24 protein-coding genes and 1 pseudogene are annotated in these 24,197 nt (G+C 52.3%); 18 read left to right on the forward strand and 7 right to left on the reverse strand.

All coding sequences use genetic code 11. The features are described from left to right. Window positions 1-286: 286 nt before the first annotated feature. Together MUG06_RS14670 and MUG06_RS14675 are read left to right on the forward strand one after the other, a co-directional pair. A pseudogene (locus MUG06_RS14670) lies at window positions 287-394 on the forward strand (aminomethyltransferase); the annotation flags it as partial. Window positions 395-465: 71 nt separating this feature from the next. Continuing rightward, on the forward strand, window positions 466-960 hold the full coding sequence (locus MUG06_RS14675) for a cupin domain-containing protein (protein ID WP_243079039.1): 495 nt from the start codon (window positions 466-468) through the stop codon (window positions 958-960). Here the strand turns inward: MUG06_RS14675 and MUG06_RS14680 are convergent, their stop codons facing one another. Next, the gene (locus tag MUG06_RS14680) at window positions 961-1,587 is read right to left on the reverse strand and encodes a serine protease (RefSeq protein ID WP_243079040.1); all 627 of its coding nucleotides are present in this window, start codon (window positions 1,585-1,587) and stop codon (window positions 961-963) included. It lies immediately after the preceding gene. A gap of 366 nt (window positions 1,588-1,953) precedes the next feature. Between MUG06_RS14680 and MUG06_RS14685 the strand changes: the two genes are divergently transcribed. After that, entirely contained in the window at window positions 1,954-3,117 is a 1,164-nt protein-coding gene (locus tag MUG06_RS14685) for an MFS transporter (RefSeq protein WP_243079041.1), read from the forward strand. On the opposite strand, the gene MUG06_RS14690 is transcribed toward MUG06_RS14685, so the two are convergent. Continuing rightward, window positions 3,114-4,034 carry a LysR family transcriptional regulator gene (locus MUG06_RS14690; protein ID WP_243079042.1) on the reverse strand — a complete coding sequence of 307 codons (921 nt, stop codon included), beginning with the start codon at window positions 4,032-4,034 and terminating at the stop codon, window positions 3,114-3,116. The two genes, MUG06_RS14685 and MUG06_RS14690, sit on opposite strands and share 4 nt — an antisense overlap. Before the next feature lie 123 nt (window positions 4,035-4,157). Between MUG06_RS14690 and lysA the strand changes: the two genes are divergently transcribed. After that, window positions 4,158-5,414, forward strand: coding sequence for a diaminopimelate decarboxylase (lysA, locus tag MUG06_RS14695; protein WP_243079043.1), 1,257 nt, complete (start codon window positions 4,158-4,160; stop codon window positions 5,412-5,414). 22 nt (window positions 5,415-5,436) lie between these two features. Here the strand turns inward: lysA and MUG06_RS14700 are convergent, their stop codons facing one another. Next, complete coding sequence (locus MUG06_RS14700) at window positions 5,437-5,745, reverse strand: PTS lactose/cellobiose transporter subunit IIA (protein WP_215845709.1); 309 nt, start codon at window positions 5,743-5,745, stop codon at window positions 5,437-5,439. 178 nt (window positions 5,746-5,923) lie between these two features. On the opposite strand from MUG06_RS14700, the gene MUG06_RS14705 reads away from it, so the two are divergent. The 5 genes from MUG06_RS14705 to MUG06_RS14725 all read left to right on the forward strand — a co-directional run bounded on the left by MUG06_RS14705 (window position 5,924) and on the right by MUG06_RS14725 (window position 10,357). Next, window positions 5,924-7,273 carry a PTS transporter subunit EIIC gene (locus tag MUG06_RS14705; protein ID WP_243079044.1) on the forward strand — a complete coding sequence of 450 codons (1,350 nt, stop codon included), beginning with the start codon at window positions 5,924-5,926 and terminating at the stop codon, window positions 7,271-7,273. Beyond that, on the forward strand, window positions 7,270-8,697 hold the full coding sequence (locus tag MUG06_RS14710) for a glycoside hydrolase family 1 protein (protein WP_243079045.1): 1,428 nt from the start codon (window positions 7,270-7,272) through the stop codon (window positions 8,695-8,697). Before MUG06_RS14705 ends, MUG06_RS14710 begins: the two co-directional genes overlap by 4 nt. A gap of 15 nt (window positions 8,698-8,712) precedes the next feature. Beyond that, the gene (locus tag MUG06_RS14715; protein ID WP_215845712.1) at window positions 8,713-9,030 is read left to right on the forward strand and encodes a PTS sugar transporter subunit IIB; all 318 of its coding nucleotides are present in this window, start codon (window positions 8,713-8,715) and stop codon (window positions 9,028-9,030) included. A gap of 95 nt (window positions 9,031-9,125) precedes the next feature. Beyond that, complete coding sequence (locus tag MUG06_RS14720) at window positions 9,126-9,899, forward strand: FCD domain-containing protein (protein ID WP_243079102.1); 774 nt, start codon at window positions 9,126-9,128, stop codon at window positions 9,897-9,899. Continuing rightward, on the forward strand, window positions 9,899-10,357 hold the full coding sequence (locus MUG06_RS14725) for a GNAT family N-acetyltransferase (RefSeq protein WP_215848225.1): 459 nt from the start codon (window positions 9,899-9,901) through the stop codon (window positions 10,355-10,357). Before MUG06_RS14720 ends, MUG06_RS14725 begins: the two co-directional genes overlap by 1 nt. Before the next feature lie 36 nt (window positions 10,358-10,393). Here MUG06_RS14725 and MUG06_RS14730 read toward each other — a convergent pair whose 3' ends face one another. The 4 genes from MUG06_RS14730 to mutH form a co-directional block, all read right to left on the reverse strand. Continuing rightward, entirely contained in the window at window positions 10,394-11,434 is a 1,041-nt protein-coding gene (locus MUG06_RS14730) for an NADP(H)-dependent aldo-keto reductase (RefSeq protein ID WP_215845713.1), read from the reverse strand. Window positions 11,435-11,575: 141 nt separating this feature from the next. Further along, entirely contained in the window at window positions 11,576-11,794 is a 219-nt protein-coding gene (locus MUG06_RS14735) for a YgdI/YgdR family lipoprotein (protein WP_215845714.1), read from the reverse strand. A 118-nt stretch (window positions 11,795-11,912) separates the two neighbouring features. Further along, window positions 11,913-12,623, reverse strand: coding sequence for a TerC family protein (locus tag MUG06_RS14740; protein WP_243079046.1), 711 nt, complete (start codon window positions 12,621-12,623; stop codon window positions 11,913-11,915). 101 nt (window positions 12,624-12,724) lie between these two features. Next, entirely contained in the window at window positions 12,725-13,402 is a 678-nt protein-coding gene (mutH, locus tag MUG06_RS14745) for a DNA mismatch repair endonuclease MutH (RefSeq protein WP_215845716.1), read from the reverse strand. Between the two features lie 684 nt (window positions 13,403-14,086). On the opposite strand from mutH, the gene rppH reads away from it, so the two are divergent. The 9 genes from rppH to recC all read left to right on the forward strand — a co-directional run bounded on the left by rppH (window position 14,087) and on the right by recC (window position 24,185). Then, window positions 14,087-14,614 carry an RNA pyrophosphohydrolase gene (gene rppH / locus MUG06_RS14750; protein WP_009087042.1) on the forward strand — a complete coding sequence of 176 codons (528 nt, stop codon included), beginning with the start codon at window positions 14,087-14,089 and terminating at the stop codon, window positions 14,612-14,614. 12 nt (window positions 14,615-14,626) lie between these two features. Then, complete coding sequence (ptsP, locus tag MUG06_RS14755) at window positions 14,627-16,873, forward strand: phosphoenolpyruvate--protein phosphotransferase (protein ID WP_215845717.1); 2,247 nt, start codon at window positions 14,627-14,629, stop codon at window positions 16,871-16,873. 119 nt (window positions 16,874-16,992) lie between these two features. Beyond that, window positions 16,993-17,874, forward strand: coding sequence for a prolipoprotein diacylglyceryl transferase (gene lgt / locus MUG06_RS14760; protein WP_243079103.1), 882 nt, complete (start codon window positions 16,993-16,995; stop codon window positions 17,872-17,874). Further along, window positions 17,871-18,665 (forward strand): thymidylate synthase, encoded by a 795-nt coding sequence (gene thyA, locus MUG06_RS14765; protein WP_215845718.1) that lies wholly within the window; start codon window positions 17,871-17,873, stop codon window positions 18,663-18,665. The genes lgt and thyA overlap by 4 nt, the downstream gene beginning before the upstream one ends. Window positions 18,666-18,861: 196 nt before the next feature. After that, window positions 18,862-19,332 carry a prepilin-type N-terminal cleavage/methylation domain-containing protein gene (locus MUG06_RS14770; RefSeq protein WP_215845719.1) on the forward strand — a complete coding sequence of 157 codons (471 nt, stop codon included), beginning with the start codon at window positions 18,862-18,864 and terminating at the stop codon, window positions 19,330-19,332. Continuing rightward, window positions 19,329-19,856, forward strand: a complete 528-nt coding sequence (locus MUG06_RS14775; RefSeq protein WP_243079047.1) for a prepilin peptidase-dependent protein — start codon at window positions 19,329-19,331, stop codon at window positions 19,854-19,856. The genes MUG06_RS14770 and MUG06_RS14775 overlap by 4 nt, the downstream gene beginning before the upstream one ends. Beyond that, the gene (locus MUG06_RS14780; RefSeq protein ID WP_215845721.1) at window positions 19,853-20,257 is read left to right on the forward strand and encodes a DUF2509 family protein; all 405 of its coding nucleotides are present in this window, start codon (window positions 19,853-19,855) and stop codon (window positions 20,255-20,257) included. Before MUG06_RS14775 ends, MUG06_RS14780 begins: the two co-directional genes overlap by 4 nt. Continuing rightward, complete coding sequence (locus MUG06_RS14785) at window positions 20,208-20,543, forward strand: prepilin-type N-terminal cleavage/methylation domain-containing protein (RefSeq protein ID WP_243079048.1); 336 nt, start codon at window positions 20,208-20,210, stop codon at window positions 20,541-20,543. Before MUG06_RS14780 ends, MUG06_RS14785 begins: the two co-directional genes overlap by 50 nt. Window positions 20,544-20,807: 264 nt before the next feature. Continuing rightward, complete coding sequence (recC, locus tag MUG06_RS14790) at window positions 20,808-24,185, forward strand: exodeoxyribonuclease V subunit gamma (RefSeq protein WP_243079049.1); 3,378 nt, start codon at window positions 20,808-20,810, stop codon at window positions 24,183-24,185. Window positions 24,186-24,197 lie beyond the last annotated feature (12 nt).

Here is a 24,197-nt window from a genome sequence, read left to right on the forward strand (position 1 = left end):
TTTTTTATGCGTGCGTTTTGCTGCTCTGAGCGCTGTTCTCCATCTGCCGGGGCAGGAGACGCTGCTCCATACAGTGTCATTACTCACCTGTGGCAGCATCCTTTCCCCTTTATGGCGGAGGATTGAGGTGGGGGACACATCAAACTAAATTCCTGATGACATTCCGGCGCGCTCTGTGCAGGATGAGACTTTTGTTTTTCAGGGATTTGTAATGAGCGCAAAACCGGCATCGTTAGAAGGCCGTATTCGACAACATTGGGATCAGCTTTCGCTGCATGAACAGCGACTGGCCGATACTTCGCCGGGCGTGCACGATACCTTTATGGCAGCGGGCGATGCACGTCGCTATGAATTGCTGGACTGCACAGAACCGCATCGCAATTGCCACCCGCACAATCTCTCCCTATCTTGAGCAACATCCCATCATCTGCCAGGCTGAACACTTCAACTCTGGAGCCGATAAACATGAGCAAGCAGCGTCCCGACTTTATTCGCCACTGGCGTGAGCTGGAAGGCGAAGACAATGAGCACTATCCCGATAGCGAAGAGTTAATGTCGATTGGCGCACCGCTGGCGCGCCAGTTGGGGCTGACTCGTCTTGGTATCCATCATGAACGGCTGCTGCCAGGCCGCAGAATGTCCTATCCCCATGCCGAACGTCTCGAAGAAGAGTTCGTGTACGTTATTCAGGGATCGCCGGATGTCTGGATCAATGGTGAACTCTATCCACTCACGCCCGGTGACGCGGTGGCCTTTCCGGCAGGCACCGGCATCTGCCATACCTTTATCAACAACAGCGAAGCTGAAGCCCACTTTTTAGTGGTGGGTGAAGTAAACAAACCGGACAACCAGATCAGCTATCCCCTTAATCCCGTCTATGAAGCCACGCGTGAAGATCACTGGCTAAATCCGCCGGAACAGAATATGGGCGATCATAACGGTTTGCCTGACAAGCAATAATCAGGATTTTACCGCCTGTTTCAGCCAGGTTTCAAAACGTGCATAGGGCACATACAGCGCCACATTTTTGTATAACGCCTTGCCGCTCTGGTTGTCATTGATGCGGTCGCTGTAGCCGACAATCACCCCCGCGAGCGTATCGTCGGAGGCGTTATACACCGCGCCGCCTGACATGCCTTTCACCACGCCCGCATTCGCGGCCACGACAACGCAAGCGGCTTTATTCCAGGTGTTAGCTAAGGTGGTATTAATCAGGTTCTGTCCGCTAGAGCTGACCGGCAGCGCCGAGATAAAGCTGTAGCCGTAAAGATTGACGCGATCGCCAATGTGGCTGTTACGGAAAATGGGCGGAAGATTGGCTTCGCTGTTTTTGTGGTAAACCACCGCCAGATCACATTCGGGATGCCAGGCTTTCACCCGGTAAAGCGAAAACTTAGCCACATGCGCAGCGGTCAGGCTGTAATCTGCCGTCAGCGGAATGGTGGTGCCGAGTGTGCCTAAGCCCAACACGGTTGGAATGCCGGTTATGGTCATATCGACGCGTTTCGCTGCTTCCTTACTGTACTCATAATGACCGACCGAGCAGCCAGTTAAGCCAAATACCATTAAGGCAATAAGCCGTTGCATTCTCTTTCCCCATGTCAGATTCACATTACATCACCTGGCAATCCATTAGGGGTATCGGCAACGCTATAACTTTATTGATTGATAACGCATGAAAAAGTGGCGATTGGTCGTAGCCAACTCGTTATCTAGCGTAGCGTGGAAACGCTAATCTGTCTTAGTCGACAGACATGAAGGCTTAATAAATCAGCTTTTATCGCGTTTGTTGCGTACCAGGCAAATGAGCTTTGCAGGCATCAGGGTGTATGAGAAGAGAAGGCTATGATTTAATACACACCGTGACGAAGATCAAATTTTAATAAGCGTCCATCGCACCACGTAAAATCTTGCGTGGATCGCCTGCGTTTTCAATTTTATTGGGAGAGTGTTATGCCTGTTGCTTTATTGGCGCTGGCGCTGAGTGCGTTCGCCATCGGCACCACTGAGTTCGTGATCATGGGCCTGCTACCGGAAGTGGCGGGCGATTTACAGGTGTCAATTCCGTCGGCGGGTTGGCTGATCAGCGGCTATGCCTTGGGCGTGGCGATCGGCGCGCCGATCATGGCGCTGTTAACCGCAAAACTGCCGCGTAAACGCACCTTGGTTTTGTTAATGGTGATTTTTATCATTGGCAACGTGCTGTGTGCGCTGGCTTACAGCTACAACCTGCTGATGATGGCGCGGGTGTTTACCGCATTGTGTCACGGTGCTTTCTTTGGCATCGGTTCGGTGGTGGCGGCCAGTTTGGTGGCACCGAGTAAGCAGGCTTCGGCGGTGGCGCTGATGTTTACCGGTTTAACCCTGGCTAACGTATTAGGTGTGCCGTTGGGAACCTGGTTCGGTCAACTGTTCGGCTGGCGTGCAACCTTTTGGGGCGTGGCCATCATCGGGATTCTGGCATTCATCGGACTGATTATCAGCTTACCCACCAATAAAGAGGAAAAACCGGTTCATCTGGCGAGTGAAATCGGTGCGCTGGCGAACGGCAAACTCTGGCTATCACTGCTGATGACGGTATTTTTCGCGGCAGCAATGTTTGCGCTGTTTAGCTATATCGCTCCGCTGTTGCTGCAGGTGACGGGCATAACTAATCGCGGCGTCAGCTGGACACTCTTCTTGATTGGCGCAGGCTTAACCGTGGGGAATATTCTTGGCGGCAAACTGGCGGACTGGAAAGTTTCTTTTAGCCTGATCCTCAGTTTTTCACTGATTGCGCTGTTCTCGTTGTTGTTTAGCTGGACCAGTCATGCGCTGTGGCTGGCGGAAATTACCTTGTTCCTGTGGGCGATGGCAACATTTGCCACGGTGCCGGGATTGCAAATCAATGTCGTGCGCCACGGTAAAGAAGCGCCAAACCTGGTCTCAACCCTGAACATCTCAGCCTTTAACGTGGGTAACGCATTGGGTGCTTGGGTGGGTGGCGCGGTTATTGGTCGTGGTTACGGCTTAACGGCAGTGCCGGTCGCAGCGGCAGCGCTGGCGGCGGTTGGCCTGGTGATCTGTTTGATTACCTTCCGCAAATCGGGTGGCGCCGCTGCCACCGTACAGGCTTAAGTCAGCCGCGCAGCGATGCGTGCTGGAAAGTCGGCCACTTGCAATTGCAGGTGGCTGATAAAAGCATCCAGCAGCGCCGATGCCGGTCGATGACGCGGTTTTACCAGGCTAACGGTAAACGGCACCTCGATACTGAACTTGCGCATTACCACTCCGCTGTCGGCGTAATCCAGCGCCGTCAGCGGATTCACCACTGAAATTCCCACGCCCGCTTTTACCATTGCACATACCGATGCCGCACTGTGCGTTTCCAGCACCAACCGACGTTCTACGCCTTGCTCATGAAACAGCGTGTCGAGCAATTGCCGATAGCTGTCGGTACGTGACAGGCTGACATAATTCTCTCCGGCAAAATCTTGCGGCGTAAGGCAATCACGCTGACACAGCGGATGGGTTTTCGGCAATACACAGACTTCATCGCACGTTAGCAGCGCCAGACGCTCGGTACCCGCTGGCGCGTGTTGGGTTTCGGTCAAGCCAAGATCGTAGCGCTGAGCTGAAAGCCACTCTTCCAGCAGCGGCGATTCCTGCGGGATGATATTCATACTGACGTCGGGATAACGCTGTAGAAAGGGTTGGCACAACGGCGGCAGCAGCGATTGTGAAAACACCGGCAAGCAGGCAATCGATAACTCGCCTTGACGAAACTGCCGCAAACCTTCGGCGGCATCCATAATGCGATCCAGCCCATACCATGAGCGCTGCACTTCTTCGAACAGCCGCAGCCCTTGTACCGTGGGCTGTAAACGCCCGCGCACGCGTTCAAAAAGTTGCAATCCTAACTGCTGCTCAAGCCGTGCCAGTTCTCGGCTCACGGTGGGTTGAGACGTATTCAGCAGCGTGGCAGCTTGCGTTAAGTTGCCGCTGGTCATCACCGCATGAAAAATTTCTATATGTCGCCAGTTAATCTTTGCCACACGCTTACCTATATCCATTCTGCATAGATGCTATTTAAACAGATATTTTTCGGCATGGTGCGATTCTGGCTTAATAAAAGAATAAGCCGCGCATAGCCAGCGAATTGCCACAGGAGAATTATCATGCCACGTCCGTTAGATAACACCGAAACAGCCTTAACCCGCGCAAATCTGCTGCCTCTGGCGCGTCAGTACAGCGGCCCTTTCTGGGCTTACGATGCGCAGGTTATCCTGGCGCGAATTGGACAGCTGCACGCGTTTGACGTGGTACGTTTTGCTCAGAAAGCGAGTTCAAATATTCATATTCTGCGTTTGATGCATTCAGCGGGTGTGAAGGTCGATTCGGTGTCGCTGGGCGAAATTGAGCGCGCACTGGCAGCCGGTTATCAAGCGGGCGGCGATGAAATTGTTTTTACTGCTGATGTCTTTGATACGCCAACGCTGGCACGTATTGCGGAGCTGAAAGTACCCGTTAACGCGGGTTCAGTGGATATGTTGCATCAGCTGGGTAACGTGTCGCCAGGTCATGCGGTTTGGTTACGGGTTAACCCTGGCTTTGGTCACGGTCACAGCCAAAAAACCAATACCGGCGGTGAAAACAGCAAACACGGCATCTGGCATGCCGATTTGTCGCTGGCGCTGGCGGCCATCCAGCAATATGGCTTGCGTTTAGTTGGTATTCACATGCACATCGGCTCTGGCGTAGATTACGCACACCTGCAACAAGTGTGCGACGCGATGGTCAATCAGGTCGTTGAGTTTGGTCAGGATCTGGAAGCGATCTCAGCGGGCGGTGGCTTATCTATTCCTTATCGCTACGATGAAGAGGCGATTGATACCGCGCACTACTTTGGCTTGTGGGATGCCGCACGCCAGCGTATTGCTGCGCATTTAGGGCATCCGGTGAAACTGGAGATCGAGCCTGGCCGTTTTTTGGTGGCAGAATCCGGTGTATTGGTTTCTCAGGTACGCGCAGTGAAAGAGATGGGCAGCCGTCATTTCGTGCTGGTGGATGCCGGTTTCAGCGATTTAATGCGTCCTTCGATGTACGGCAGTTATCACCACATTTCACTGATGGCGGGCGACGATCGCCAGATCAATGAGCAGAATTGTGTTGAGTGCGTGGTGGCTGGCCCGCTGTGTGAATCCGGCGATGTATTTACTCAGCTAGAGGGCGGCAAAGTGGAAACCCGTGCGCTGCCTGCGGCGCAGGTCGGCGATTATCTGGTCTTCCACGATACCGGCGCTTACGGCGCGTCGATGTCCTCTAATTACAACAGCCGCCCGCTGATCCCGGAAGTGCTGTTTGAGCAGGGAAAACCACGCGAAATTCGCCGGGCGCAAACTATCCAGGAACTGTTGGCGCTGGAGCTGGGTTAACGCTGCATGGTAGCCTCGAGGCTCAGCTAAACATCTCTTTGCGCAGCATCACTAACTCTTCCGCCAGATCCCGACACAACATCGCATTCATTAAATGATCCTGGGCATGCACCAGGATCAACGTCACCGGCACTTTGCCACAACCTTCATCGACACCAATCAACTGCGTCTGAATATGATGAGCGCCCTTGGCGGCTTCTGACGAGGCTAACAGCGCTTCGTCTGCGGCTGCCCATTCACGCTTGCGCGCAAACTGGATCGCCATCATGGCTTGAGATCGCGCTTCCCCAGCATTGATCAGTAATTCCATCATGGTTTGTTCAAAATCCATACGATTCTCGCTTTTGGTATGCCAAATTGGTGTTTTTTATCTTACTGGAATGCCAAAAAGAGTTTCCGCGAGTTCGGTCACAGAAACGGATGAGATAAATCGTCATTTTGGTATGCCAATGACAGGGAAGATATCGACCAATACAGGAATGCTGATCTTTTATCTCTGAGGATGACCCATGTCTTTACAGGACCGTCTTATCGATTCTCTGGGAAGCTTTGCCACACGCTTCAACAGTTATCGCTACATCATGGCGATCAAAGCTTCCTTCATAACGTTAATGCCAGTGATCATCGTCGGCGCTTTCTCAGTGCTGATCTCCAACATGGTGCTCGACAGCAAAAATGGTTTAGCCAGCTTCGCCGCGCTGTCGTTTCTGGCGGATCTCAAACCGATTACCAGCAGTATCAATTACGCCACGCTCAGTTTCCTGAATATTGGCGCGGTGTTCTTGATCGGGATAGAACTGGGCCGCATCAATGGTGTGAAAACACTGTTTCCCGGTCTGCTGGCGATTATCTGTTTTATCTCGGTTACGCCAACCACCTTGCAGATGATGGTCAATGGCGAAATGCAGCTGGTCACAGATGTGCTGGCGAAACAGTTTTCGGACACGAAAAGTCTGTTTCTCGGCATGTTTATCGCCATCCTGTCGGTGGAGATTTATTGCCGACTGGAAAGGGTTGAACGTCTGAAAATCAAGATGCCGGACACCGTGCCGCCCAATGTCGCTGCCTCATTTTCAGCGCTGATTCCGTCAATATTCACCGTCACGCTGGTGGCAACTTTCGGCTTTATTTTCCACCGCATTACCGGGCTCTATCTGTATGACGCGGTCTACAAAGTGGTACAGCAACCGCTGGAATCGGTGGTACAGAGCCTGTGGGGCATCTTGATTCTAATGTTTGTCGCACAGCTGTTTTGGGTCATCGGTATTCACGGAAATCAGATGGTGAAACCGATCCGCGAGCCGCTGCTGTTAGGAGCGATTCTGGTCAATATGAACGCCTTTGAGCAAGGCATTGAAGCCCCGAATATCATCACTATGCCGTTCTGGGATGTCTATATGAGTATTGGCGGATCGGGCCTAACGATCGGCTTGTTAACCGCAGTCATGATTGCCACCAAGCGCAAAGAGATGCGTGAAATCGCCAAGCTGTCGTTTGGGCCAGGTATCTTCAACATCAATGAGCCGGTGATCTTTGGTATGCCGATAATGCTCAATCCGATCCTGGCCATTCCTTTCATTATTACACCGCTGGTCACCGGCTCAATTGGCTATTTCGCTACGGTGATGGGTTTTGCCGGAAAAGCCGTGGTGATGGTGCCGTGGACTACGCCGCCGATCATTAATGCGTGGCTGTCGACTGCCGGTTCAATGGGTGCGGTAGTGACGCAAATCGTCTGCATTTTGGTTTCGGTGCTGATTTATCTGCCGTTTGTCAAAGTGGCGTCGCGACGTGCAGAAGCTGCAGAAGCCAAAAACAGGCAGCCTGAACTGGCGCAAAACTCACAGGAGATGTCATGAGTAAGTTGACCCTTAAGGTGCCGCAAGATTTTATTCTGGGCGCGGCGGCTTCGGCCTGGCAAACCGAAGGCTGGAGCGGCAAAAAGCCTGGGCAGGATTCGTGGCTGGATGCCTGGTATCAGAACGATCGTGATGTCTGGCACAACGGTTATGGGCCAGCCGTCGCCACGGATTTTATCCATCGCTTTCGTGAAGATGTCGCGTTGATGAAGGCTACCGGACTGACGCATTATCGCACCTCAATCAACTGGTCGCGCTTTCTGACGGATTATGAAAACGCCACGGTGGATGAAGAATACGCTGCCTATTACGATCAATTGATTGATGAGATGCAGCGGCAGGGCGTTGAACTCATGTTGTGCCTTGAACACTATGAACTGCCAGCGATCTTGCTGGAGCAATATGGTGGATGGCAGTCAAAACATGTGGTTGAGCTGTTTACTCGCTATGCCGAGCAGGTGTTTAAACGCTATGCCGGTAAGGTGACGCGCTGGTTTGTATTCAATGAGCCGATTGTAGTGCAAACCCGCGTCTACCTTGATGCGCTGCGTTGGCCTTATGAACAGAACACCCACAAATGGATGCAGTGGAATCATCACAAAAATCTCGCCACGGCGAAGGTGGTAAAGCTGTTTCGCGAACAGGGTTACAGCGGCAGCATTGGCACTATTTTGAATCCAGAAGTCACCTATCCACGCTCTTCTGCACCGCATGACGTAAAAGCAGCGAATATCTACGATCTCTTCTACAACCGGGTGTTTCTTGATCCGGCGCTTAAAGGGGAATACCCGGCGGAGCTGTTAGCGCTGCTGGACAAGCATCAAGTGAAGTGGGATGTGACGCAGGAAGAGCTGGCGATTATCGCTGCCAACACCGTCGATGAGGTTGGGCTGAATCTCTATTATCCGCATCGCGTTAAAGCGCCGTCGCACGCCTGGCATCCTGACACGCCGTTCCATCCTGCCTGTTACTACGAACATTTCGCGCTGCCGGGCCGACGCATGAACAGTTCACGCGGGTGGGAGATCCAGCCGCGCATCATCTGGGATATGGCGCTGCGGATGCGTGATGAGTATGGCAACGTGCCGTGGTTTGTTGCCGAGAACGGAATGGGAATTGAGAACGAAGCGCAGTTTAAAAATGCCGAAGGCGAAGTGCAGGATGATTACCGCATCGACTTTATCAGCGAGCATCTTTATCAGGCGATCCGCGCTCATGAAGCAGGGATCAACTGTCAGGGCTACATGCTGTGGGCATTTACTGACAACGTATCGCCGATGAATGCCTTTAAAAACCGCTACGGCTTGATTGAGATCGATTTGGATAATCAGCGCCAGCGCCGCATGAAAAAGTCCGCGCACTGGTTTCGCCAGTTACGCGACAGCCAGCAACTTACCTTGACCCTTGATGATCAGCCCAAATAACAGAAGGAACAGACGATGAAACGTATCGTATTGGCCTGCGCAGCAGGCATGTCGACCTCAATGGTGGTGACGCGCATGGAAAAAGAAGCCACCGCACGCGGTCTGGAATTTGAAATCTATGCGATTCCTGAACAGAACCTGCGAGAAGAACTACAAAATTACGGTAATGAAGTGGTGGCGGTGCTGCTGGGACCGCAAGTGCGCTTCAAGCTGGAAGAGAACAAAAAGCTTACTGACAGCTACCAGTTACCGATTGCGGTGATTGATACCGTCGCTTATGGCACCCTAAACGGTGCAAAGGTACTCGATCAGGCGCTGGCTTTGATACACTGAGCCTCAGTTTGTGAGCCTTCTCGCAGGGTTCGCTGATATTGCCGCACAAGGGAGGCGGCGATATCCTCAGCGCATTGATTGTTAAGGGTGACAGCGTGGATAAAGCCGTAGCGCCACAAGAAAAAAAACAGTATCAGGAAATTGGTCAGCATTTGCGTCAGCAAATCAGTGAAGGTCATTATCCCGTGGGATCGCGCTTGCCGCCCGAGCGTCAGCTGGCCGAAACCTGGGGCGTTAGCCGCACCATCGTCCGTGAAGCCTTGCTGATGTTGGAGCTGGAGGGCACCGTTGATATCCGCCAAAGTTCCGGCGTGTATGTGATGCGCATTCCCTCCGCCAGCGATGACGAAGAAGAGGCTTTTTTCCGCAGTGATGTCGGCCCCTTTGAAATGTTGCAGGCACGGCAACTGCTGGAAAGTAACATTGCTGCCTTTGCCGCCAAAATGGCCACCAAAGCGGATATTGAAAACCTGCGTCGCACATTGGAACAAGAGCAACGCGCTATCGCCGCCAACGACAGCAGCCAGGATAATGACAAGCTGTTTCATCTGCTGCTGGCGGGGGCCAGTCAAAATCAGATGCTGCTCGATACCGTAACCAGCATCTGGCGCCATCACGATAGCAGCCCGCTGTGGCAACAACTGCGCCCGCAATTCGAAACCCGCGCTTACCGTCTAAAATGGCTTGGCGATCACCAAACCATTCTTGCTGCGCTGCGCCGTCGTGACGTGATGGGTTCCTGGCAGGCAACCTGGCAGCATCTGGAAAATGTGAAAAACACTTTGCTGGAGCTCTCTGATGCCGATGCGCCAGACTTCGACGGTTTTCTGTTTGAATCAGTGCCGATTTTTCAAGGGAAGCTAATGTGATGGAAATCCTGCCACTCAGCGCAGTACCGCATTTTGCTGAACAGATTATTGAGTGGCAATGGCGCGCATTCGGTGAAGAGAACAGTCGGGATTTTTTTGCCAGCATTGTCGCCAGCAGCATGACGGGCGCAGAGTTTCCCATCACTTTCGTGGCGGTTGAGGCGGGAAAAGCGCTGGGTACGGCGGGGTTCTGGCGTTGCGATTTGATCAGTCGGCAAGATCTGTTTCCCTGGCTGGCAGCGTTGTATGTGGATGAACACGCACGCGGCAAAGGGTTAAGTGCAGCGTTACAACAACATGTCATTGAGTTCGCGCAGGCACGTGGCTATCCGCATTTATGGTTGTGGTCCACTTTTGGTGACTATTACGAACGCTTTGGCTGGATACCCGCGGGCGACGCGCTGGAATATCCGAATAAATCGGTGCGGCTATATACCCGCGCTTTGACTGGAGAATGAATTGCCAGCCACGAAGCCGCAGCTGGCAAATAAGCATTACGGTGCCGGATAAGTATAGCGGCGATGAATTATTTCTAACTCTTCTAACACGTCGGTACTCAGCGTCAGGTTGAAGCTGTCGATGTTGGTTTTCAACTGATCTAGCGTGGTGGCCCCCAACAAGGTGCTGGCCACAAATGGCTGCTGACGCACGTAAGCCAGCGCCATTTGGGAGGGATCCAGCTGGTGCTTTTTCGCCAGTTCCACATATTCCGCAATCGCTTTTTCTGACTGCTCGCTGCTGTAGCGCGTAAAGCGGCTAAACAGCGTATTACGTGCGCCTGCCGGTTTAGCACCGTTGAGGTATTTACCGCTCAATGTCCCGAACGCCAGGCTGGAGTAAGCCAAAAGCTCCACGCCTTCATGCTGGCTGATTTCCGCCAAACCCACTTCAAAACTGCGGTTCAGCAAACTGTACGGGTTTTGTATGGAAACGATACGTGGCAGCTCATGCTTTTCAGCCAGTTGCAGATAGCGCATCACGCCCCATGCCGTTTCGTTTGATACCCCGATATAACGAATTTTACCGGCGCGCACCTGCTCCGTTAAAGCTTCAAGCGTCTCAAGCAGCGTTACCGATGCGGTGTTGTCGCTGTAGTGATAGCCGAGTTTGCCAAAATAGTTGGTTTGGCGCTGCGGCCAGTGCAGTTGATAAAGATCGAGGTAATCGGTGTTCAGGCGTTTCAGGCTGGCTTCCAGCGCTTCACGGATGTTTTTACGATCCAGCGCCATGTTCGGACGAATCGACGCATCATTGCCACGCGAAGGACCCGAAACTTTACTGGCCAGAATGATTTTGTCACGGCTGCCACGCTTTTTCAGCCAGCTGCCAATGTAGCTTTCGGTTAAACCCTGGGTTTCCGGGCGCGGCGGCACCGGGTACATCTCGGCGGTATCAATTAAGTTGATGCCGGAACTAACCGCCAAATCCAGCTGAGCATGGGCGTCGGCTTCGCTGTTTTGCTCACCAAACGTCATAGTTCCCAATCCCAACTGACTCACTTCCAGCGTGCTGTGGGGGATACGGTGATAATGCATTGCCGGCTTCCTTTTTCTTTATGGAATGGAATGTTGTGTCCTCAAGGACTATAGCGCGAGCAACAGCGGGGAAGGAAGGGGGGAAATTCGGGGAAATTGCCTGCCAGCGGGGAATTTGCGGCAGGCTACGTAATTTCGCACTTAACGCTCAATGATGGTCGAGACCTCATCACCGTTAATCTGCATATCATGTCCTGACTGATCGGTGTATTGCACCAGCCCGGTTTCTTTATCAATGGCCGGTTTGCCTTCGGTCATGATCATTCGACCATCTTTCGTCGCCATCACATAATCTGAACTGCATCCGCTTAATGTCGCTGCGGTTACCACCAAAAATAGTACGCCAACCAACCCTTTCATCACTCTTCGTCCTCACGCTAAATCAACAGCAAACAGTGTAGTAATAAATTGTTTTGCTGGCTGGGTTAATCGCATGAATCCGAAAAGCATTGGGCGAGCATGCTCGCCCTTGACAACGTTACGCCGTTTTTTTCTTGCTGCGCAATAAGTTCAGGCACTCTACCGCGATGGCAAAGAACATGGCGAAATAGATGTAACCTTTTGGTACATCGATGGCAAATCCTTCCAGAATCAGAGTAAAGCCCACCAAGAGTAGGAAGGAGAGTGCCAATATTTTTACCGAAGGATGTCGCGCCACAAACTCGCCAATAGTGCGCGCAGCAAACATCATCAGCAGCACAGAAATCACGACGGCGGCCATCATAATGAACAGATGATCGGAAAGGCCCACCGCGGTAATAACAGAATCAAGGCTCAAAATGATGTCAAGCATCATGATTTGTACAATCGCGCCAAAAAAGGAGTGCACATTTGTTTGCTGTTCTTCTTCACCACCTTCAATGGTTTCGTGAATCTCCTTGCTGGATTTCCACAGCAGAAACAGGCCACCAAACAATAAGATCAGATCACGCGCCGAGAAGGCGTGATTCATTATGCTGAAGAGGGGATGGGTGAGTTTTATGACCCAGGCGATACACGCAAGCAACAGCAGGCGCATCACCATGGCACCCACTAAACCGAGGCGACGTGCGCTGGCTTGCTGGTGTTGGGGCAGTTTTGCAACAACTAAAGAGAGAAAAATGATGTTATCAATTCCCAACACCACTTCCAAAATGGTCAAAGTTCCCAGAGCCAGCCAGGCATTGGGATCGGCAATCCACTCAAACATGCGTACATTCAATCCTAAACGAAAAGTAAACGGTAATTATACGCAATCACTTCAGGTGGCTCTTCGCCAAAATGTAACATTTCACTGGTAGGAACAGCACATTAAAGCAAAAAGTGGCGGGCCAGCAGCGGGCCGGTAAAACTTTTCTTGAGATAAAATCCACGCGGTAATGTCAGGATGGGTTGGCCGTGATCGCCAATGCCTTCGGTCAACGCTTTGCTGTTAGCTGCCTTAGGACGTATTTGTAGCCAGGCACCGTGACGTGCTGTGATGCGTTCGACCTGACCCAGCACAATCATATCCATCAATTCTTCCCAATCCTGACGCAGCATTTCATCTTCGTCAGGACTTGGGCTCCACAGTAGCGGAGCACCGACACGTCGTTCACTTAAGGGAATAGTCCGTTCGCCTTCAACCGGAATCCACAATACCCGCGCCAGCTTATGACGCACATGGCTGGTTAGCCAGGTGACGCCGCTGTTACCGGTAAGCGGTGCCACACAGACAAAAGTGGTTTCCAGCGGTTTGCCAGATGCATCAATGGGGATGGTTTTTAATTCGATACCAAGGTGAGCAAAATCCTGCTCCGCTTTACTTCCCGCGCTTGCCCCCAGATGCCTCTCCAATAGCATGCCAACCCATCCTTTGTCGCGCTTGAGGTTAGCGGGCATTGGCAAGTCTGCTTTTGCAGCAAGCGTTTCCAGCGTTAAACCGGCCAATCCCTGGGCGCGTTTCAACAAGGTCGCTTCGTCTTCAGGTGGTCCGGGAAGATGATTCATGTTAATAACTCGAATTGGTTAAAAAATGAGCAATTTTCCGTGGCGGTTTCTTTTCCACAAAAATTAGCTGCATTGGGTGCGCATAATAGCATGATAGATCGTGCTTTTTTGCTGCCCTCTATTTCTCCGTCTCAGGCTGCACGAAAGGTTATCCCAACTTGCTACCAACAATGAACAGGATCACAACCCTACTTATCCACAGAAAAATGGGATAACACCCCTTTAAAGCAAGCACTGGTTCCATTTACAGCCTTGACTTCTGGTTTTGTTAACAGATTTTGACCGGTTTGGCCTAAGGTTAAGCACTTATCTGTGGATAAAAAGGTATGCGGTGGATCTTTCACCAATTGTAAGAATTGGCGGTTTTTACCCTGTAAATTTAAGGTGGATAAAGGGGGTTTTGACTTTCTTTTTATTTATATATCAAAGAAGTGAGTGTTTTTTTAAGTGAGTGAGATAAGAATCGTCTCAACATGTTATTCAGTTAACTCCCGCGTTCTGCACAAAGCTATCCACAGAAAAGGTGAATAAGATCCTTTTTTCGACCCTTAATTGTTTATAACTTGGGGTCACGCTGTGAGTTATCCCTGTGTTATTCCGTTTCACCCCGCTAATCCAGTGGTTTACCGTCTGTAAGGAGTGTGAAACAATCAGGCTATTCAAATTTAGCTTTGAGGTAGTCCGGTGATCGATGATGATGGCTACCGCCCGAATGTTGGTATCGTAATTTGTAACAGGCAGGGACAAGTATTATGGGCCAGGCGCTTTGGACAGCACTCCTGGCAATTTCCTCAGGGAGGCATCAATCCTGGTGAAACCGCTGAACAGGCGATGTATCGCGAACTGTTCGAAGAAGTGGGGTTACACCGTAAAGATGTTCGAATACTTGCATCTACCCGTAACTGGTTGCGCTACAAGTTGCCAAAACGTTTGGTGCGTTGGGACACAAAGCCGGTATGTATCGGCCAGAAACAAAAGTGGTTTCTTCTGCAGTTGATGTGTAATGACGCGGATATTAATGTGCAACACAGCAGCACGCCGGAATTCGATGGTTGGCGCTGGGTGAGCTTTTGGTATCCGGTGCGTCAGGTTGTCTCCTTTAAGCGCGATGTTTATCGCCGCGTAATGAAGGAATTCGCTGGCGTGGTGATGTCTATGCAGGAGAGTGCAGGGCAGCGAAATAATCCTGCCCATCGACGTAAGAGAGGATAGGCCACGCCCTTTATGCTCACTCAGTTGCGCGAAATAGTAGAAAAAGTGGCGAGTGCACCGCGTCTGAATGAAGCACTCGACATTCTGGTCAATGAGATCTGTTTGGCGATGCAAACGGAAGTCTGTTCCGTTTACCTCGCCGATCACGATCGTCGCTGCTATTACATGATGGCTACGCGCGGACTCAAAAAACCGCGTGGCCTCACGGTGAAACTGGCTTTTGACGAAGGCATCGTTGGGCTGGTTGGCCGCTTAGCCGAACCGATCAACCTCGCGGATGCGCAAAGCCATCCCAGCTTCAAATTTATCCCCTCGGTAAAAGAAGAGCGCTATCGCTCTTTCCTCGGCGTACCGATTATCAGTCGTCGTCAGCTGCTTGGCGTGTTGGTCGTACAGCAGCGCGAACATCGTCAGTTCGACGAAAGCGAAGAATCTTTCCTTGTCACGCTAGCCACGCAAATGGCAGCGCTGCTGTCGCAGTCACAGCTGGGCCAGCTGTTTGGTCAATTTCGCCAAACTCGGATCAAAGCAATTGCCGCTGCGCCCGGCGTCGCCGTAGCGCCTGGTTGGGTGGATGAAACCCAGCCGCTGCTTGATCAAGTTTCTGCTGCCTCAACATTAGATACGCAGCGGGAACGCGAGCGCTTATCGCTGGCGATGAGTGAAGCCGCCAACGAATTCCGCCGTTTCAGTAAGCGCTTTAGCGCCAGCGTGCAAAAAGAGAGCGCCGCGATTTTCGATCTCTATTCGCATCTGTTGACCGATGCGCGGCTGAAAAAGGATCTCTTTGACGAGATTGAACGCGGTTCGGTCGCTGAGTGGGCCGTTAAAACGGTAATCGAGAAGTTCGCTGAGCAGTTCGCCAGTTTAACCGACAGCTATTTGCGCGAGCGGGCAGGCGATCTGCGCGTGTTAGGCCAACGATTGCTGTTTCACCTTGATGATTCATTGATTGGCGCCAATGCCTGGCCGGAACGTTTTGTATTGGTCGCGGATGAACTCACTGCAACGACGTTAGCTGAACTGCCGCAGGAGCGTATCGCTGGCGTAGTCGTACGTGATGGCGCGGCCAATTCTCACGCCGCCATATTGACGCGCGCGATGGGCATTCCAACGGTCATGGGCGCGGATATCCAACCGCATCAGCTCAATAAGCGTTTGCTGATCGTTGATGGCTATCGCGGCGAAATATTGATTGATCCTGAACCGGTGCTGGTGCAGGAATACCAACGCCTAATCAGCGAAGAAAACGCGCTGAGCAAGATGGCTGAAGGTGGCGTTGATCAGCCCGGTGAAATGAAAAGCGGCGAACGCGTGCAGGTCATGCTCAACGCCGGTTTAAGCGCCGAGCATGAACAAGCACTAGGCAGCTGGGTTGATGGCATTGGTCTGTATCGCACCGAAATTCCGTTTATGTTGCAAAACGGCTTCCCTTCTGAAGAAGAGCAGGTCGCGCAATATCAAGGCATGTTGCAGCTGTTCCACAACAAACCCGTGACGCTGCGCACGTTGGACGTTGGCGCCGATAAACAGCTGCCATACATGCCCATCAGCGAAGAGAACCCTTGCCTCGGCTGGCGCGGAATTCGCCTGACGCTCGATCAGCCCGAAATCTTCCTGGTGCAGGTGCGGGCGATGCTGCGTGCCAACGCGGCGTCCGGTAATTTAAGTATCTTGCTGCCGATGATTAGCCATATCGACGAAATCGACGACGCAAAGCGCCTGATTGAGCGCGCCGGCCGTGAAGTCGAAGAGATGTTGGGTTACACCATTCCGAAACCGCGCATTGGTATCATGATTGAAGTGCCGTCGATGCTGTTTATGATTCCGCATCTGGCATCGCGTGTCGATTTCGTCTCTGTTGGTACCAATGATCTCACGCAATACCTGCTAGCGGTTGATCGCAATAATACCCGCGTCGCGAACCTTTATGATTCCTTGCATCCAGCGATGCTGCGAGCGCTGCAGACTATTGCGCAGGAAGCCCATTTAGCGAAGCTGGAGCTCTGCCTGTGTGGTGAAATGGCTGGCGATCCGATGTGCGTTGCGCTGCTGGTCGGGTTGGGTTATCACCATCTCAGCATGAACGGTAAAAATGTACCGCGAGTGAAGTATCTGCTGCGCCATCTTGATTATGAAGAAGTGCAGAAGCTGAGTGAGCAAGGATTGAAAGCGCATACCGCAACTGAGGTACGTCATTTGGTCTCAGCATTTATGGAGCGGCGTGGATTAGGTGGTCTGATCCGTGGCGGTCGCTGACCGATAATCCCGTTTACATTTGTGCGCCAATTCGCAAAACCGGCTGTGCTATTATGCGCAGCCTTTACTTTATGTGCCTGTCGCCCGCTTTTTAAGGGCTGAAAAATGAACGGTGAATGATGAATAACGGCTATATCGCATTTCCTCAATTTGATCCGGTGATCTTCTCGATCGGACCAGTTTCGCTTCACTGGTACGGTTTAATGTATCTGGTCGGTTTTATTTTCGCCATGTGGCTGGCGGTGCGTCGCGCCAATAAGCCAGGCAGCGGTTGGAAAAAAGAGGAAGTGGAAAATCTGCTCTATGCGGGTTTCCTGGGTGTGTTCCTCGGTGGCCGTATCGGTTACGTCTTGTTTTATAACCTGCCACTGTTTCTGGAAAATCCCCTTTATCTGTTTAAGGTCTGGGACGGCGGCATGTCGTTCCATGGCGGTTTGATTGGCGTTATTGTCGTGATGCTGTGGTTTGCGCGTCGTACTAAGCGCACTTTCTTCCAGGTTTCAGATTTTATTGCTCCGCTGATTCCTTTTGGATTGGGCGCAGGCCGTCTGGGTAACTTTATCAACGGTGAGTTGTGGGGACGTGTCGATCCCAGTTTCCCACTCGCGATGCTGTTCCCGGGTTCACGCAGCGAAGATGTCGCGCTGGCCGCAACCAACCCGCAATATCAGGCGCTGCTGAATACTTACGGTGTGCTGCCGCGTCATCCCTCGCAGCTTTACGAACTGATTCTTGAAGGCGTGGTGCTGTTCATCATCCTCAACCTGTTTATTCGCAAGCCGCGCCCGATGGGCAGCGTGTCTGGCTTATTCCTGATCGGCTATGGTGCATTCCGCATTATTGTGGAGTTTTTCCGCCAGCCCGATTCACAGCTTGGCCTGTTCGACGGCGGCATCAGCATGGGGCAAATTCTCTCCATACCGATGATTGTCGCCGGGATTATTATGATGATTTGGGCGTATCGCCGTCGTCCACAGCAACAATTTCGTGAGGAAAAATGAAACAGTATCTGGACCTAATGCAACATGTGCTGAATGAAGGCACGCCGAAAGCTGATCGTACCGGCACCGGCACGTTATCAATTTTTGGTCACCAGATGCGTTTCAATCTGCAAGAAGGTTTTCCGCTGGTGACCACCAAAAAGTGTCATCTGCGCTCTATCATTCATGAACTGTTGTGGTTTCTGCAGGGTGATACCAACATTGGCTACCTTAAAGAAAACAAGGTCTCCATTTGGGATGAGTGGGCTGACGAGAATGGCGATTTAGGCCCTGTTTACGGTAAACAATGGCGCAGTTGGGGAACGGCTAAAGGTGAAGAGATTGATCAAATCACCAAGGTTGTTGAACAACTGAAAAGCGATCCCGATTCGCGTCGTATTATCGTTTCAGCGTGGAATGTTGGTGAGCTGGATCAAATGGCGCTGGCACCCTGCCATGCGTTTTTCCAGTTTTATGTGGCAGACGGCAAGCTCTCCTGCCAGCTGTATCAACGCTCTTGCGATATCTTCCTCGGCCTGCCGTTTAACATCGCCAGCTATGCGTTGTTGGTGCACATGGTGGCGCAGCAGTGCGATCTGGAAGTGGGTGATTTCGTTTGGACCGGTGGCGATACGCACCTGTATAGCAATCATCTGGAGCAGGCGCGTCTGCAGTTAACCCGCGAACCGCGTCCGCTGCCAAAGCTGGTAATTAAGCGTAAACCTGCTTCGCTGTTTGATTATCAGTTCGATGATTTCGAGATTGAAGGCTACGATCCGCATCCTGCAATTAAAGCGCCGGTCGCTATCTAAACGTTAATCTTCAAGATTCAAGCCTCGGCGTTGTTGACCACGCCGGGGCTTTTTTTATGGTTTTACTGCGCATTTTTTCGAGCTCGCTCGCAGCGCGATGTCCCGCGTTGTAATCCCCTCGCTGAGGTTGAGAAACCTCATCCAGAACTCGACAGACACCCTTGTTTGACGGGTTAACAGCGAGCAAGCTGCCGCCATGAAAACAAAAATCCCCTACGGTTTTACACTGCCTGAACTGCTGTTTGTTATGGTGATCGCGGGCATTCTCAGCATTGGCGCATTGCAGGGCTGGCAACGCTGGCAGCAGCGCCAGCAATTACGTGACACTGCACAGCAGTTGCAGGGCTTTTTGCTGCGCTTGAGAGCGCAGGCCAACTGGCAGAACCGCAACCTGATTTTGTGGTCGCAAACGGCGATCCCTTGGTGCATTGGCAGCGGAGCCAGGCAACCCGAAGGCTGCGTTATGGGCAAGCGACTGCACTTCATCGTGCCTGACAACGGCGTAAAACTGATGGGGGTTCGCGGTGAGCCTGGTTTTTATGGCCGACGTAATGTGGCGAAGGCCGGCAGCATCGAAATCGGCAATGAAGCGGGTCGGTTGCGGCTCATCATTTCAGCCAGAGCCCGTATTCGCGTGTGTCAGGCTGGTGAAGAGGGGTGTGAATGAAGATGGCCGGATTCAGCCTGCTTGAGATGCTCATCGCCATGGCAATTAGCGCGGTAATGATGATCAGTGCCGGGCGGTTTCTGCCGCTGCTGCTGGGAGAAAATCTAAAGTTGCAGCAGCGAGTCCAGCTTCGGCAGGAGCTAATGCAAATGATCTCAACGCTGGAAAAAGCAGTGCGGCGTGCCGGTTATTGCAACGGCGAGTGCAGCGGCAATGGAATCAAGATCTCCAGCAATTGCTTGTTAGTACGTTGGGATGAGAACAGCAACGGTAAATGGGAGGCGATTAACCACAGTGAAAGCGATTATTACGGCTATCGTCTGCGGCATAATCAGCTTGAAATGCAACGTGGTGTTGATGCCTGCAATGGCAACGGCTGGGAACGACTTTCCGATCCCGCTTTTCTTACTGTGGAAACATTCAGCGTGGCGCAGGAAGGTAGGCTGATCAAAGTATTGCTGCAGGGCCGCGCCGGTCCCTGGCTTGAAACACGCGAAAGCTGGATTGAGGGCGAAAACTTGTGAATCAACGCGGCAATAGTGCTCTGGGCATGGTGCTGATGATTCTACTCATGGGAAGTATCACGCTGCATGCCAGCCGCGAAATGTTAGGGCAGGGGATGGGGCTGGTGGCAGATGAGCAGCATTTCATTCAGGATTTCTGGCGTGCTCAGTCTGCACTGCAATGGGGTATGACGCTGAACTGGCCCGCCACGAAAGCGTTGCATTGCCAACAGGAAACCAACAACGGTTGGCGTAGCTGTATTATGCGAGGTGAAAATGGAGATGTCCTGCTCAAAGGTGAAGGCAGCGGCAGCGAGCTGGCGCTCTGGCATTGGGTATCGGCGCAGGAAAATCACATCAAGGCGCTACCGCATGGCTGGATTGATTATTGCCCGCTATCGAAACCTGAACTCTGTCCGTAATGCGGGTGGCTTCAGCCTGCCAGAAGCATTATTTGCTCTGCTGTTAATGGCATTAAGCAGCAGCGCGCTGTTGCAGTATCATCGGGCATTAAGCCTCGGTTTTAGCCAGCAGTGGCAGCAGCGTGAAGCCTGGCGCGTTGCCGGACAACGTTTGATTGGGCGAGAAACAACAGGATGGCAAAGCAGCTTACAGCGCAGCGGTGGACCAAACGGTTGTACGCTGGAGCGCGCTGAAGTCAGCGGACCGCATCAGCGTTCTGCAACCTTGTCACGGCTACGTTGTTAATCCAGTTAATATAGCGCTGATACTTCAAGCTACCCGCGCGTTGGCTGCGCTTGCCGTGACGCCGCCCACCTATCTGAGCCAGCTTCCGACGATAAGCGAGTTTACCCTCTTTCTGCAGCTCGCATTATTTAGGGTATCAGCAAGCAAATTGCCCCTTTTTATGGGCATCAATCCCGATACGCGGTAGAGTTATCCCGCCGCATTTGATGCGCTATTCGTACAGCACAACAGCAGTAATGCCTCGTTCCATCACCAGGAGTTTTCATGTTTCACGTTTATCACTCTAATCAGCTTGATGTTCTTAAGATTTTGGCGGCTGCGGTGATTAAACATGATCCTCTTGATGATCCTTTTGCTTCAGAGATGGTGCTGGTGCAAAGCCCGGGTATGGCGCAGTGGCTGCAAATGGAACTGGCGCAAACCTTTGGTATTGCGGCTAACATCGAATTCCCACTGCCAGCCAGCTTCATCTGGGAAATGTTTGTTTGCGTGCTGCCGGACATTCCGGTTGAAAGCGCTTTCAGCAAAGCCAGCATGAGCTGGAAGCTTATGCACCGTTTGCCGGTGTTATTGCAGCAGGATGAGTTTCTCTCGCTGCGGCACTACCTCACCGATGACGCCGATAAGCGTAAATTATTCCAGCTCAGTTCACGCGTAGCGGACCTGTTTGACCAGTATCTGGTGTATCGCGCCGACTGGCTTAACCGCTGGGAACGTGGCGAAGTGATTGAGGGATTAGGCGAGGCGCAGCAGTGGCAGGCAGCATTGTGGCGCGATTTGGTCGTCTATACGGACGCATTGGGCCAGCCGAAATGGCATCGTGCTAATCTCTATGCACGTTTTATTCAGACGCTGGAAACGGCCCAAAGTACGCCGGAAAATTTGCCAAAGCGCGTATTTATTTGCGGCATCTCGGCGTTGCCGCCGGTTTATCTTCAAGCGTTACAGGCGCTAAGCCGCCACGTCGATATTCATTTGCTGTTCACCAATCCATGTCGCGATTATTGGGGCGACATTCAGGATTATGCCTTTCTGGCAAAGCTGCAAAGCCGTCAGCGTCGTCGATATGATGCCGATGAGGCGCGTGGTTTATTCCGCGATGCGGCACAAGCACCGGCGCTGTTCAACGCATCGGGCGAACAGCAGCTCACCAATCCGCTTTTGGCATCGTGGGGCAAGCTTGGCCGCGATAATCTTTTTCTGCTTAGCCAGATGGAATCAAACGACGACATTGATGCCTTTGTCGATGTTGAACAAGACAATGTACTGCACTGCATACAGCACGATCTTCTTAACCTGCAAGACAATGCCATTATTGGTTTGAACGCTGAGGAACTGGCCTACAGCGGTAATAAACGCTGCCTTGAGGCTGATGACCGTTCTATTTCGATACAGGTGTGTCACAGCGCTCAGCGAGAAGTGGAAGTGTTACAGGATCATTTGCTGTCGCTGATGGAGGCCGATCCGCACCTCAAAGCGCGTGAAATCATTGTGATGGTGGCGGACATCGACAGCTATGCGCCCTTCATCCAGGCGGTGTTTGCTAATGCACCGGCGGAACGTTATCTGCCGTTTGCTATTTCTGACCGCCGCGCCAGCCAGGCGCACCCGTCGATTGTCGCTTTCCTTCATTTACTGGCACTTCCCGACAGCCGCTTTGTTTCAGAAGATATTCTGGCGCTGCTGGATGTCCCCGCGCTGGCTAACCATTTTTCCATTGATGAAAGCGGATTACGGCTGTTGCGCCGTTGGGTTAGCGAGTCGGGCGTACGCTGGGGACTGGATGATGCCAGTGTCGAAGCGCTTTCGCTGCCCATCACCGGTCAACATACCTGGCGCTTTGGTTTGCAACGCATGTTATTGGGCTATGCCATGGAGAGCCATAATGGCGACTGGGAAGGCATACTGCCCTATGACGAATCCAGCGGGCTGGTGGGTGAACTGGCAGGGCATCTGGCCGAATTGCTGGCACGACTGAATCACTGGCGCGAAATACTGGCACAATCCCGTCCGTTAGATGAATGGTTGCCGCTGTGCCGTGAAATGATTAATGCCTTTTTCAGTGCGGATGCAGAAGCCGAAGCGGCATTGCTGTTGGTTGAAGAGCAGTGGAAGCAATTGATCGAGTATGGGATGAGTGCACGTTTTGATGAGGCGATTCCCGTGACGCTGCTGCGCGATGATCTGCGTGGACGCCTTGATCAACAACGGATTAGCCAGCGCTTTTTGGCGGGTCCAATTAATTTTTGTACGCTGATGCCAATGCGATCAATCCCCTTCAAAGTGGTTTGTTTGTTGGGAATGAATGATGGCGTTTATCCACGAACATTGGCACCGCTGGGTTTTGACCTGATGCAGCAGCAGTCGCGTAAAGGCGACCGCAGCCGACGTGACGACGACCGTTACCTGTTTCTTGAGGCGATGATTTCGGCTCAGCACCAGCTTTACATCAGCTACATTGGTCGGGCAATCCAGGATAATACGGAACGCTATCCCTCCGTGCTGGTCACAGAACTGTTGGAATATATCGGGCAAAGTTTTTATCTCGACGGCGATGAAGAGTGTGAGTTAGATGAGAGCGCCGAACGCGTGCGTGCACATCTGGAACATCTTCATACCCGGATGCCTTTCGCGGCAGAAAACTTTCAGCCCGATTCTCGCAGCCAGAGCTTTGCCCGTGAGTGGCTGCCCGCCGCTTTGGGCGAGGGTCAGCCCCAGCCAGACTTTGTTCAACCTTTGGATGTACCAACGCTGGAGTCACTGACGCTGGATGCCTTTTTACGTTTCTGGCGTCATCCGGTTCGGGCATGGTTTCATCAGCGATTGGGCGTAAATTTCTGGTTGGAAGATAGCGAGTTGCCGGATACCGAGCCGTTTGCGCTCGACAACCTGGAGCGCTATCAAATCAACGCTGAATTACTGAATGCGCTGGTTGAAGGTGACGATACCGAGCGACTTTATGCGCATCATCGCGCTGCGGGTAATCTGCCTTACGGCGCGTTTGGCGAACTGTTCTGGCAAGCGCAGCGTGAGGAGATGCAGGAAGTGGCGGCAGAAGTTTCCTCCCAGCGTAGCGACGGAGAAAACTGGGAGATAACGCTGCAACCTGGAAATGTTCCCTTAACCGGTTGGCTGACGCAGGTGCAAAGCGATGGTCTGTTGCGCTGGCGCCCTGGCGTGCTCAATATGAACGATGGTTTGTTATTGTGGTTGGAGCACTTGGTCTACTGCGCATTGGGCGGAACAGGCACTAGCCGGATGTATGGACGTAATCACAGTCGCTGGCGTTTCCCCGCCATTGCCGCAGACGCCGCGTTAGAAGCGCTTGCGCATTACGTTGAAGGTTTCCGCCACGGCATGAGTCAGCCGTTGATGTTGCTTAACAAAAGCGGAGGCGCCTGGTTAGAGGCAAGCTACGACAAAAAAAGCCAGCAGTTGATGACGGACGAAGCCACGCAACTCAAAGCCCGTAACCGGTTACTGCAAGCGTGGGTGGGCGGTTATCAAGTCGAGGGGGAAGGTGGTGATCCTTATTTGCAACGCCTGTGTCGGGTATTAGATGAGACACAGTTACAACAAATAACTGAGGCCGCAACACAGTGGTATCTGCCCGTGTTGCAGGCGCATCAGGATGATGATTAGCAGGTCAGAGAG

Source organism: Pantoea sp. MQR6 (assembly GCF_022761075.1).
In the GTDB taxonomy this organism is placed as follows: domain Bacteria; phylum Pseudomonadota; class Gammaproteobacteria; order Enterobacterales; family Enterobacteriaceae; genus Pantoea; species Pantoea phytostimulans.

Excerpts from the sequence above, each read along its gene's own strand:
- MUG06_RS14735 (WP_215845714.1), bottom strand. The coding sequence starts at position 11,794 with ATGAAAGGGTTGGTTGGCGTACTATTTTTGGTGGTAACCGCAGCGACA.
- MUG06_RS14675 (WP_243079039.1), top strand. The coding sequence starts at position 466 with ATGAGCAAGCAGCGTCCCGACTTTATTCGCCACTGGCGTGAGCTGGAA.
- MUG06_RS14725 (WP_215848225.1), top strand. The coding sequence starts at position 9,899 with ATGGAAATCCTGCCACTCAGCGCAGTACCGCATTTTGCTGAACAGATT.
- MUG06_RS14680 (WP_243079040.1), bottom strand. The coding sequence starts at position 1,587 with ATGCAACGGCTTATTGCCTTAATGGTATTTGGCTTAACTGGCTGCTCG.
- MUG06_RS14685 (WP_243079041.1), top strand. The coding sequence starts at position 1,954 with ATGCCTGTTGCTTTATTGGCGCTGGCGCTGAGTGCGTTCGCCATCGGC.
- MUG06_RS14700 (WP_215845709.1), bottom strand. The coding sequence starts at position 5,745 with ATGGATTTTGAACAAACCATGATGGAATTACTGATCAATGCTGGGGAA.
- MUG06_RS14710 (WP_243079045.1), top strand. The coding sequence starts at position 7,270 with ATGAGTAAGTTGACCCTTAAGGTGCCGCAAGATTTTATTCTGGGCGCG.
- MUG06_RS14740 (WP_243079046.1), bottom strand. The coding sequence starts at position 12,623 with ATGTTTGAGTGGATTGCCGATCCCAATGCCTGGCTGGCTCTGGGAACT.
- MUG06_RS14785 (WP_243079048.1), top strand. The coding sequence starts at position 20,208 with ATGGCTGGATTGATTATTGCCCGCTATCGAAACCTGAACTCTGTCCGT.
- mutH (WP_215845716.1), bottom strand. The coding sequence starts at position 13,402 with ATGAATCATCTTCCCGGACCACCTGAAGACGAAGCGACCTTGTTGAAA.
- lysA (WP_243079043.1), top strand. The coding sequence starts at position 4,158 with ATGCCACGTCCGTTAGATAACACCGAAACAGCCTTAACCCGCGCAAAT.
- MUG06_RS14730 (WP_215845713.1), bottom strand. The coding sequence starts at position 11,434 with ATGCATTATCACCGTATCCCCCACAGCACGCTGGAAGTGAGTCAGTTG.
- recC (WP_243079049.1), top strand. The coding sequence starts at position 20,808 with ATGTTTCACGTTTATCACTCTAATCAGCTTGATGTTCTTAAGATTTTG.
- MUG06_RS14705 (WP_243079044.1), top strand. The coding sequence starts at position 5,924 with ATGTCTTTACAGGACCGTCTTATCGATTCTCTGGGAAGCTTTGCCACA.
- MUG06_RS14770 (WP_215845719.1), top strand. The coding sequence starts at position 18,862 with ATGAAAACAAAAATCCCCTACGGTTTTACACTGCCTGAACTGCTGTTT.
- MUG06_RS14775 (WP_243079047.1), top strand. The coding sequence starts at position 19,329 with ATGAAGATGGCCGGATTCAGCCTGCTTGAGATGCTCATCGCCATGGCA.
- ptsP (WP_215845717.1), top strand. The coding sequence starts at position 14,627 with ATGCTCACTCAGTTGCGCGAAATAGTAGAAAAAGTGGCGAGTGCACCG.
- lgt (WP_243079103.1), top strand. The coding sequence starts at position 16,993 with ATGAATAACGGCTATATCGCATTTCCTCAATTTGATCCGGTGATCTTC.
- MUG06_RS14715 (WP_215845712.1), top strand. The coding sequence starts at position 8,713 with ATGAAACGTATCGTATTGGCCTGCGCAGCAGGCATGTCGACCTCAATG.
- thyA (WP_215845718.1), top strand. The coding sequence starts at position 17,871 with ATGAAACAGTATCTGGACCTAATGCAACATGTGCTGAATGAAGGCACG.